The organism is Microcoleus sp. Pol11C3 (assembly GCF_036701485.1).
Taxonomy (GTDB): Bacteria; Cyanobacteriota; Cyanobacteriia; order Cyanobacteriales; family Microcoleaceae; genus Microcoleus.
The window spans coordinates 36,542-46,931 of sequence record NZ_JAUBQW010000039.1; the positions used below are offsets into that span (position 1 = coordinate 36,542).

The 10,390-nt window shown below is 46.8% G+C and carries 6 protein-coding genes and 1 pseudogene; 3 read left to right on the forward strand and 4 right to left on the reverse strand.

Annotation, left to right across the window (positions count from 1 at the left end; genetic code table 11):
* Window positions 1-122: 122 nt before the first annotated feature.
* From QUA40_RS11735 to QUA40_RS11745, 3 genes are all read left to right on the forward strand, one after another.
* Entirely contained in the window at window positions 123-3,431 is a 3,309-nt protein-coding gene (locus QUA40_RS11735; RefSeq protein WP_333125527.1) for a PAS domain S-box protein, read from the forward strand.
* Between the two features lie 195 nt (window positions 3,432-3,626).
* Window positions 3,627-5,465, forward strand: a complete 1,839-nt coding sequence (locus QUA40_RS11740) for an adenylate/guanylate cyclase domain-containing protein (RefSeq protein ID WP_333125529.1) — start codon at window positions 3,627-3,629, stop codon at window positions 5,463-5,465.
* Window positions 5,466-5,585: 120 nt separating this feature from the next.
* Window positions 5,586-6,188: a Uma2 family endonuclease gene (locus tag QUA40_RS11745; RefSeq protein ID WP_333125531.1), complete on the forward strand. Its 603-nt coding sequence runs from the start codon at window positions 5,586-5,588 to the stop codon at window positions 6,186-6,188.
* Window positions 6,189-6,197: 9 nt separating this feature from the next.
* On the opposite strand, the pseudogene QUA40_RS11750 reads toward QUA40_RS11745, so the two are convergent.
* From QUA40_RS11750 to QUA40_RS11765, 4 genes and pseudogenes are all read right to left on the reverse strand, one after another.
* Window positions 6,198-6,392 (reverse strand): annotated as a pseudogene (locus QUA40_RS11750) (YebC/PmpR family DNA-binding transcriptional regulator); the annotation flags it as partial.
* A 50-nt stretch (window positions 6,393-6,442) separates the two neighbouring features.
* A complete protein-coding gene (locus QUA40_RS11755; RefSeq protein WP_333125534.1) occupies window positions 6,443-8,521 on the reverse strand; it encodes a restriction endonuclease in 2,079 nt (692 codons plus the stop codon).
* A 182-nt stretch (window positions 8,522-8,703) separates the two neighbouring features.
* The gene (locus tag QUA40_RS11760; protein ID WP_333125537.1) at window positions 8,704-9,471 is read right to left on the reverse strand and encodes a YebC/PmpR family DNA-binding transcriptional regulator; all 768 of its coding nucleotides are present in this window, start codon (window positions 9,469-9,471) and stop codon (window positions 8,704-8,706) included.
* A gap of 145 nt (window positions 9,472-9,616) precedes the next feature.
* Window positions 9,617-10,255 (reverse strand): histidine phosphatase family protein, encoded by a 639-nt coding sequence (locus QUA40_RS11765; protein WP_333125540.1) that lies wholly within the window; start codon window positions 10,253-10,255, stop codon window positions 9,617-9,619.
* Window positions 10,256-10,390 lie beyond the last annotated feature (135 nt).

Below are 10,390 nucleotides of genomic sequence, written 5' to 3' on the forward strand. Positions count from 1 at the left end.
TGGACTGCTGACTTTGTTAAAAAAGCTAAATTAAAAATAAGATTATAGAATAAGAATGGCTCAAGCTGTTTAGAATCTTTTATTCTTCTGTCCGCTCCTTCGGAGCGTGTATATTGCCACCGATGACAACAGACTCTTTCAACCTGTCTCTCCTAGAACGGGCGATCGCAGCATCGAGCAACAGCATCCTCATCGCGGATGCTCGCAAGCCTGACACACCTATTATCTACTGTAATCCTGCTTTTGAGAAACTGACCGGTTACAGTGCCGAAGAAGTTATTGGACGCAACTGCCGATTTTTGCAGGGTTCCGATACCGATCAGGCCGAATTAGACAAACTCCGCCGCAGTTTGCAAGCGGGAACGGAAATTCAGGTAGTTCTCAAAAATTATCGCAAAGACAAAACTCCTTTTTGGAACGAATTAATGGTTTCCCCAATCTTAGACAATGAGGGAAAATTAACTCATTTTATCGGAGTTCAGAACGATATTACCAAAAGAGTAGCAGCAGAAATAGCCAGGGAAGAAAGCGAAGAAAGATTGCGCGTCATCGCCAGTACGACTCCCGTTCCCATGTTAATTACCCGTCTAGAAAACAGCGTAATTTTGTATGCAAATCCGGCTCTTGGTGAAAGTTTAGGTTTGAGTTATGAACAACTTATTGGACGCCAAAAACTTGAACTTTATGCCAATATCAATGACCGCATTCACTTACTAGCATTAGTCAAACAAAACGGCTTTAGCGACAGCGAAGAAATCTGCCTCAAAAAAGCAAATGGCAGTTTTTTTTGGGTAAAAATGTCGATGCGAGCGATTAATTTTAATGGCGAAGCCGCAATTTTATCGGCATTTTACGATATTACCGATCGCGTAGAAGCAGAAACAGCACTACGGCAAAGCGAAGCGAGATTTCAAAAGCTAGCCGCCAACGTTCCCGGGATGATTTATCAATTTCAGTTAGCAGCAGACGGCACTGTGTCATTCCCCTACGTCAGTTCCGGCTGTCGGGAACTCTGGGAATTAGAACCAGAGGTACTCCAAAATTCAGCGATTCCCGCGATCGAAATTATTCATCCAGACGATGCGCCCAGCTTCCACGAATCTGTTGCGAGCTCAGCTAAAACTTTAGAGCCTTGGCGGTGGGAAGGCAGGTTCGTTTTCCCGGGCGATCGAATTAAGTGGATTAGCGGGGCTTCCCGACCCGAACCGGGCGAAAAAGGTGACATTATTTGGGACGGCTTGTTGATTGACATTAGCGATCGCAAACTTGCAGAATCAGCACTGCGGCAAAGCGAAGCCAGATTCCAAAAAATGGCCGCCAACGTGCCGGGAATGATTTATCAATACTTGCTGCATTCCGACGGTTCCGATGAATTCATTTATGTGAGTTCTGGCTGTTTGGAACTCTACGAATTAGAGCCTGAAAAAATTCAAGCAAACTCCGGTTTAATGTGGTCAATGGTGCATCCCGAAGACCTAAAAGTCCTTTTAGAATCAATCGCAATTTCCGGCCAAACTTTAAAACCTTGGATATATGAAGGGCGGATCGTAACGCCATCGGGAAAACTGAAATGGATTCGCGGCATCGCTCGCCCTGAACTGCAACCGGGGGGCGATATACTGTGGGAAGGGGTGACAATCGACATCAGCGATCGCAAGCTAGCAGAAATCGCCCTCAGCGAGTCAAAAATCGCCCTACAACAAGCCAATCAAGAACTTGAAAAGCGCGTCCTAGAACGCACGGAAGCCTTGGAAACCTCCCAAAAAATGCTGTGGTTGGTAATCAATAACATCCCTCAGTTAATCGCCTGGAAAGATCGAGATTTAGTTTACTTGGGAGGCAACAAAAACTTTGCCAAAGTCGCAGGTTTCAATCACCCCAGTGAAATCGCTGGTCTCACCGACTTCGATATGCCCTGGAAGCCGGAAGAAACAGAAGTTTTTCAAGTCGGCGACCGCCGCATCATGGCAACCAACACCGCAGAATATCACATCATAGAATCCAAAATGCAAGCCGATGGCACCCAGTGCTGTCTGGATACAAATAAAATACCTTTACACGACAATTCCGGCAATGTTGTCGGCATTTTGTCTACGTTTGAAGACATCACAGATAGGCTTTCCCTAGCAGCTCAAGTTCGGGCCAGCGAGGAACTATTTCGCACAATTTTTGAAGATGCACCCATCGCTATCTACTTAGCTAATTTAGACGATAACAAGTTAGTTCGAGTCAATAAAACTTACTGCGAAATGCTGGGATATACCGCAGCAGAATTGCTCGCCAAAACATTTATAGAACTTGGGCATCCCGACGATTATCCAAAAAATCTCCAAGTTGCTGATTCTCTTGAGCGGGGAGAAATTACTCACTATCAAATCGAACTCCGCCAGATTACCGCTATCGGTAAAATTGTTTGGGTAAACGTGACAGCTACTTTGATTCGAGACGGCGAAGGAAAACCTATTTACAACTTAGGGATGATTGAAAATATAACGAACCGCAAAATTTCCGCCGCCGCACTCCAAGCTTCCGAATCTCAATTAAGAAAACAAGCTGCCCAATTGCAAGAAGCCTACGAACAACTACAAAATGCTCAAATCCAATTAGTTCAATCCGAAAAAATGTCGAGTCTCGGTCAGATGGTGGCTGGGATTGCCCACGAAATCAACAATCCCGCAACTTTTATTAACGGCAATATTTCTCACACTGACAACTATTTTCACGATTTAGTTGAACTGTTAACTCTCTACCAGGAACACTACCCGTCCCCAGTGCCTCAGATTGCTAGAAAAATTAAGGACTTAGAGTTAGATTTTCTGAAGGAAGACTTGCCAAAAATGCTAAATTCCATGAGATTAGGAATAGAAAGAATCAGTAAGATTGTGTTGTCACTGCGGAACTTTTCGCGACTGGATGAATCAGAAATGAAGTTGGTAGACGTTCATGAAGGAATTGACAGTACACTGTTAATATTGCAGCACAGATTGCATCATGCAAATATAAAAAGCCGGATTGAAATTATTAAAGAATACGGAAAAACATCCAAAATTTACTGTTGTCCGGGGCAGTTAAACCAGGTATTTCTAAATATTATCAGCAATGGGATCGATGCTCTAGAAAACCAACCGCAACCTCGGACGATAGTGATTCGCACCCTCATGAAAAAAGCTGGTCTGAAAAGCCACAGTAAAAACCAGCTCAGTGATGGCGATCGCATTGTAATTTGCATCGCCGACAGTGGCCCGGGAATGAGCGAAGACGTTCGCAAGCGGCTATTTGACCCGTTCTTCACCACCAAGCCCGTAGGGGCTGGAACCGGCTTAGGATTATCCATCAGCCATCAGATTGTGGTAGAAAAACATAAGGGAAGTCTGCGGTGCATCTCAGCGCCCGGACAGGGAGCGGAATTCTGGATTGAAATCCCCTGCTGAGCGATCGTCCATTAATCTAAAAGTTTAAATATCTAACTTTTAATTCCCAATTGCCGTCGGTGCTTGAGTTATCAGCGTTTTGAATTAACGGCACTCAGAGGCCGAAATAAATCGCACTCAGCGGTGTGCTAATCTGCTGCCCTTATTCGCTAGGCAATTATGCTGAAAAAACTACCTTTATCCAGGTCTCGCTATATGCCAGCCGGGTTGACGCTGGCTTTGGGTGTCGGGCTGTCGATCCTGGCATTCGCCTTGGTTTGGGACTGGGAAGACAATCGCCGCGACTACGAAATGCAGCGTCGCATCGACGATATTTCGATCAGCATCGAACGCCAGCTCAACTCCGACTTAGATACTGTTCTCGCCCTCAGCGACTACATGAAAGCCTTCAGCGCCGTCGAGCGTTCCTCTTTTGCCCGGTTTGTCGCCCGGCCCCTATCCGTCCACCCCAGCCTGCAACTCTTGGCTTGGGCCCCCCGCGTCGCCAATTCGCAGCGGCGCAACTACGAAACCAAAGCTAGAACCGAAACAGAGCCCAGCTTCGAGATTACAGAGCGCGGCCCGCGAGGAGAACTCCGCAAGGGCCTCCAGCGTTCTGAATACTTCCCGGCTTTCTACGTCGAACCACCAGCCGGAAACGAGACAGTATTAGGCTTTGACCTCGCCTCCCACCCAGAAATCCGCACCGCGATCGATCGAGGGCGAGATACTGGAGAAATGATTGTCACCAACTACGTCGGCCTAACTCAGGGCAATTCCTCGGAACTAGGTCTTTTGGCCATTGTTCCTATTTACGAAAACAGCAGTAAACCCACTACCCTGGAATCCCGTCGCCAACTGCTACAAGGATTTGTTCTGGGTGTATTTCGAGGCAAAGATATTTTCCAAACCTCTTTAAAAGGACGCAATACCGACTACCTCAATATTTATCTCGCCAGCGAGGCCCCAGACAAGCAAGAAGCAGCGTCGCTGTTACCGCAAAGGGGCAACCCGGTTCTCAAAAATCTGCCTGCTGATGGCAAAATTCAGCAATTTGCGGTGCTGTTCCAATCCGCCAGCCCACAAGTGCTTCCAGCATCAGCCGCTGTGGAACGAGCCCTCAAGCTAAACTGTCCGATTCTTGACAATCCAGGCCCTAACTATACAGCTTGCAAAAGGCGGCTGAAAATTAGTGGCCGCCAGTGGTCTATGTACGTGTCGGCAACGCCGGAAATTCGCAGGACTCGCAAGCACTGGCGCTCTTGGGGAACTCTGACGATGGGGATGCTGTGGACTCTGATTCCGGTGACATATATGCTGACAGCTTTGAGCCGCACCGCCCAAATCGAAAAGCTAGCCGGAGAAAGAATTCGCCAAGCCGAACAGTTGCAGGCTGCTTACCTACAGTTGGAACTCGAACAAGCTAAATCCGAGCAACTGCTGCTGAACGTTTTGCCGGCAGCGATCGCCCTGCGTTTGAAGGACAATGAACACAATATCGCCGAAAGTTTTGCGGAAGTAACTGTGATGTTTGCCGACATTGTGGGGTTTACAGAGCTTTCGTCGAGAATTTCAGCGACTGCAGTGGTGAAAGTGCTCAACGATATTTTTTCGGCTTTTGACCACTTGGCCGATCGCCACGGTTTGGAGAAAATTAAGACTATTGGTGACGCTTACATGGTTGTCGGCGGTTTGCCTACGCAGCGAGAGGATCATGCAGAGGCGGTGGCGAATATGGCGATCGATATGCTGCACGAAATTCGGCTCCTGAGTTTAGAGCATTCGGAACCTTTCAGCATTCGGATCGGGATTAGCAGTGGCCCTGTCGTTGCCGGCGTCATCGGCTTAAAAAAGTTTATTTACGACCTCTGGGGCGACACAGTAAATATTGCTTCGCGCATGGAATCCCACGGGATTACCGGCTGCATTCAAGTCACCGCCGAAACCTACGAGCTCTTAAAGAATAAATATACTTTTCAGAAGCGAGGCGCTATTCAAATCAAGGGAAAAGGATACATGGTTACTTATTTGCTGACGGGGAAAAAAGATTATTGACCCAGCCCAAAAACGGATACAAGGCTGCGACTCCCCGATCGACTAAGACTTTCGCTCGCAAAGCGAAAATAGTGTAAGCTCAAGGTATTCTATCACGCCTGCACCAACTCAGGAAAAACCATGACGACGCTGCTAATTCAAACCGAAAGCGTCCCACTGACGGTCAATTTCCCTGCGATCCAATCGATGACTGTTGAACAGTTCTATGAATTCTGTCTAGTTAATCGCGAGTTGAGAATTGAGCGTACTGCCAGTGGGGAAGTTATCATTATGTCACCCGCCTTTTCAGATACAGGGAATCGAAACATTAAAATTGCTCAGCAACTTGCAAACTGGGCAGAAGAAGATGGCACAGGTGAAACGTTTGACTCCAGTGCAGGCTTTACCTTGCCGAATGGAGCAACCCGCTCCCCCGATGCCTCATGGATTAAACTAGAGCACTGGAATGCCTTAACTGAAGAACAAAAAGCCTCATTCGCGCCGATTTGTCCAGAATTTGTGATTGAATTGCGGTCTGCTAGTGACACTCTCAAGGGACTGCAAAACAAGATGCAAGAATATATTGACAACGGTGTATCGCTCGGCTTTTTGCTCGATCACAAAAACAGAAAAGTCTATATCTACCGTCCCGATCGCGAACCTGAAATCTTAGATAATCCTGAAACAGTCAGCGCAGCTCCAGAGTTACCGGGATTTGTCTTGCGGATGGCAAAAATCTGGTGATTTAGATCGTTACACCATACTCAAAGACCTCAATTCATCAGTCATTTCAAAATTCGCCGTCACGCTTTGCACATCATCCAAATCTTCCAGTGCATCCATTAACTTAAGGAGCGATCGAGCTTTTTCAGGAGTGTCTATTTCTACTGTATTGCTGGGAATCCAGCGATTTTCCGAGTGCAAAAATGCAAAATTATTTTGTTTCAAATGACACTCCCCGCTCTTTCATAGACTGGCATTCTTGGTTCATAGATACCTTATTTTTTAGCTCGAATCACTAAATCAATTAACTGTTCTCTTCCCCAGAGTTGTACCCCATTCGCTTGAGCCAGTTTATGAGCATTGGATGTAAACATACTGTTTGTAATAACGATCGCATCTTGCGCCCCGTAATACTTAACCGCACTAACCACTTCTTGCACGGCGGAATTTCCCACTTTTCCTTGATAGCGTTTTGCCTGGACAACGGTTTTCTTGCGGGCTTTAGAGAGAATCAAGTCCGCACCAAAATCCCCCGTTTTGGGTGTCATTTCGACCCCATAACCGAGATTGCGGAAACAGCAGGCTAAAAATTCCTCAAACTCTTCTCCCGTCATGCGATCGACCTGATCGATTAAATACCCAATCTCTGCCACTTCTAACCGCGTAGAACCTGCTAAAATCTGCTTGAATTTTTTCAGCAGAATTGCACTCAACTTAGTAGAAGGAGAATGAGAAGATAAGGGGGGAGCTTGTGATTCAGTATCTATTAAATTCGCAATCTTTTGCACGTCTAAGCGCCCAGCAACTTTTATGATTTTTTGGAAATTTTGCAGCATACTCGAACTCAACTTATTAGTAGAAGGAGAATCAGAAGATAAAGAGGGAATTTGTGATTCAGCTTGAACTTCAGTTTGTGCTTCAGTGGGTGGCGGTACCGCATCCTCGATCGAAGTTGGCTGGGCTGGCTTTTGAGCTTGCTTTCTTTTGCTCAAAACAGCCCGTTGAATTGTCAGCAAAATTCTCCCCTCTTGTTCATTAATTTCACCGTCAGCCTCGATCATCTCAGTGCATCGCTTTAAAAGTGGTTCGGCAAAGTCAAGTTCAAGTTGTTCGAGTAAAATATCCAACTTGGGAAGCAATTTAGACTTATTTGTCACAGCTTCAATCTCAGCTAAAGTCCTGGGATTTAAATTCGCCGCTTGTAATTGGGGTAATAACTCATCCCATCGGGTGAATTTTTGGCTGGTATAGACGACATAGACCAAAATCCAATCCATCACCGTTTCTTGTGCGATCGCTTTCTCTAAATATTGCTCACTTTCCGCTTGCAATACCTCTCGTAAATCTTCCAGCTTAGTTTCGATTTGCGAGGAATCGAGATGCGCTTCATAAAACCGACAAGCACCGTATCCCAGCGCGTAAATCATTGCTGCACTGGCGCTAGCATTAATCACCGCACCCGCCAAGGGAATATTGCTGACAAGCGTAACTCCAGCTTCGATAGCTAAATTGCTACCCAAGGATAAACCAAAAATAGCGACAACTTCTGCTTTGCGATCACTCGATCGCAAATCCATGCCATAGGCGGCAGCAATTTGATAAACCAACTCGGCAGATAAGGCTGTCATTGCCGCTAAATCCATGCCAGCCAACGCCAAAGCCACGCCGGGGACTAAACTGCTAGCCAAGCCAGTTCCTGCCGCTAGCAAGGCTTTTTCCACCATCAAGTGATGTGCAATCTCTTTGGGTTTCTCGTGAGGATATTGGCGCTGTAACTCTCGAACTTGCGCCTCAGCAGATACGACATCAACAGTATCGATGGCATTAACTAACCAGTCGATTTTGAACTTTTCAGTCAGTTTTTTCAGGATAGGACTCTGGGAAATCCAACCGAGGGCTGAACCAAAAAAATTGGGAACTTGCATTGCTGCACTTCCGGCACTCGCCGCCGCACTCCCTACCGCACTCGCAGTATTAACAAAAATTGCACTTCCGGCACTGCCTGCTGCATTCCCTACCGCACTCGCCGTATCAACAATCGCACTTCCAGCACTCGCCGCCACACTCCCTACTGCACTCGCCGTATCAACAATCGCACTTCCAGCACTGCCTGCGGCATTCCCTACCGCACTCGCCGTATCAACAATCGCACTTCCAGCACTCGCCGCTGCATTCCCCACCGCACTCGCGCTTGCAGAGACGGCTCCGAACACGGAACCGAACCAATTGGATTTACCCCCTGGTTCAGCCTGCACCTCCGATTTGGCTCGATCCTTGGTTTCTGATACTTCGGTTGCTGAGAGAACTTCTTGTGAGTGGGTGCTGTCTATTTTGCTTTCGTTGTTATCTAGCATGGCTTTACTGTGGGTTGAGATTTTCAATGCAGCTTTTTCAGCAAGGCGTTGGATTGACACTCGCCTCTCGCGTACAGATAGGGATTCGTTTCCTGGTAATAGTTTAGCGCGATCGTCCTGCTGGCGAGTTCTCGTCTTTTGCAGTGCCAGCCGGAGGCTCCCGATCCCTCATCTTTAAAGCATTAAACCATGATCGAAGACATTAATTCATCGGTCATTTCAAAATTCGCCGTCACACTTTGCACGTCGTCCAAATCTTCCAGTGCATCCATTAACTTCAAGAGCGATCGAGCTTTTTCAGGAGTGTCTATTTCCACTGTATTGCTCGGAATCCAGCGATTTTCCGACTGCAAAACAGCAAACTTTTTTTGTTTCAAAACATCAGCCAGTTGTTCCAAATGAGCCACACTTGTAAATACCTCTGCACCTTCAGTATCCTCATCAATTAATATCAAATCATAAGATTCCGCAGCCGCCTCTAGCGACGCTTCAAACAATTGTTCCTCATCAATCGGGCCGCGTACCGTACAAACTCCTTTGTGGTCAAACATCCAGCCCACACAACCAGTTTCGCCCAAGTTGCCGCCATTTTTAGTAAAAGCTTCTCGCAAATCAGCCGCCGTGCGGTTGCGATTGTCTGTCAGCGCTTCAATCAGAATAGCAACCCCGCCAACGCCGTAACCTTCGTAGCGAATAGCTTCTAAATCCGAACTCCCCCCCGCCAAGCCGGCACCTTTGGCGATCGCCCTTTCTATGTTTTCATTAGGAATATCCGCCGCCTTGGCTTTTTCAATAGCCGTCCGCAGTTGAAAATTCCCAGCGGGATCGGGTACTCCGCTGCGGGCCGCGACAATAATTTCGCGAGATATTCGAGCAAAAACCTTGCCTTTAACGGCATCAACTCTAGCTTTTTGGCGTTTAATATTCGCCCACTTACTGTGTCCAGCCATACCTATTTAAGATTTTCGATTTAAAATGTGCGATCGAGATTAAACAATAACACCCTGATTCGGACTAATCAGATGAACGTAGGGTGCACCTCGGCGCACCTTACACACATAGCATAAAATGCGATTTTTGGCACGAATCTCAAGTTTAATTAAACCGGATAACGGCTTCAGAGTCAGTCAGGTGAGAAGTATCGCCATTAAGTGCGATCGACCATCCTGCATCTTGTCGCACCACTTTCACCAAACAGCATAGAGAAGCATTAATTTCCGTTTCCGCACCGCCCGCCAGCCCGATCGCAGTTCCTAAAACCGACGCACCGTGACCTACTAATAACATATCTTCGGGAAACTCAGCCGCGAGGCGTTTAGCAGTTTCCCCCGCCCTTTTGAAACAAGCTTCCACGGTTTCCGGATAATTAGCAATACCGCCTTTGTAGGAAGCATCAATCCTGGGAAAACGCCTGCACAAAGCTTCGACAGACTCAGTTTCCGGCATTTCTGTCATCCATTCAGGATTCAGCCATTCGCACAGTCCCCACTCTAGTTTAATTGACAAATCGAGAGCTTCTGCCGCGTGATTTGCTGTTTGGACAGTACGCAGAAAAGGGGAAGCGAAAATATGAGAAATTCCTTCTCCTTTGAGGCGATTGGCGAGTTGTTTAGCTTGAACGTGACCGTCTTCGGAAAGGTGGGGATCGTAGCGGTGTTCTGCTGTGAGAAACCAGTCGGGGGTAACAAAGTCGATGCGGTTTCCGTGTCGTGCGATCCAGACTGTTTGCGGCATGAGTTGGTTTTAGTGTGGCTTCTAGGTGCAATATTATATCAAAGTTTGTTGATTTGATGGCTCTCCTGAACTTATGGTTATAAGTTTATCTAATCACAAAAGCAAGCTAATACGCGATTCCTAAAATTATTAAAA

What these genes read in the sequence shown, in the direction of transcription:
- QUA40_RS11740 (WP_333125529.1), top strand. Translation starts at nt 3,627, where the DNA reads ATGCCAGCCGGGTTGACGCTGGCTTTGGGTGTCGGGCTGTCGATCCTG.
- QUA40_RS11755 (WP_333125534.1), bottom strand. Translation starts at nt 8,521, where the DNA reads ATGCTAGATAACAACGAAAGCAAAATAGACAGCACCCACTCACAAGAA.
- QUA40_RS11765 (WP_333125540.1), bottom strand. Translation starts at nt 10,255, where the DNA reads ATGCCGCAAACAGTCTGGATCGCACGACACGGAAACCGCATCGACTTT.
- QUA40_RS11745 (WP_333125531.1), top strand. Translation starts at nt 5,586, where the DNA reads ATGACGACGCTGCTAATTCAAACCGAAAGCGTCCCACTGACGGTCAAT.
- QUA40_RS11735 (WP_333125527.1), top strand. Translation starts at nt 123, where the DNA reads ATGACAACAGACTCTTTCAACCTGTCTCTCCTAGAACGGGCGATCGCA.
- QUA40_RS11760 (WP_333125537.1), bottom strand. Translation starts at nt 9,471, where the DNA reads ATGGCTGGACACAGTAAGTGGGCGAATATTAAACGCCAAAAAGCTAGA.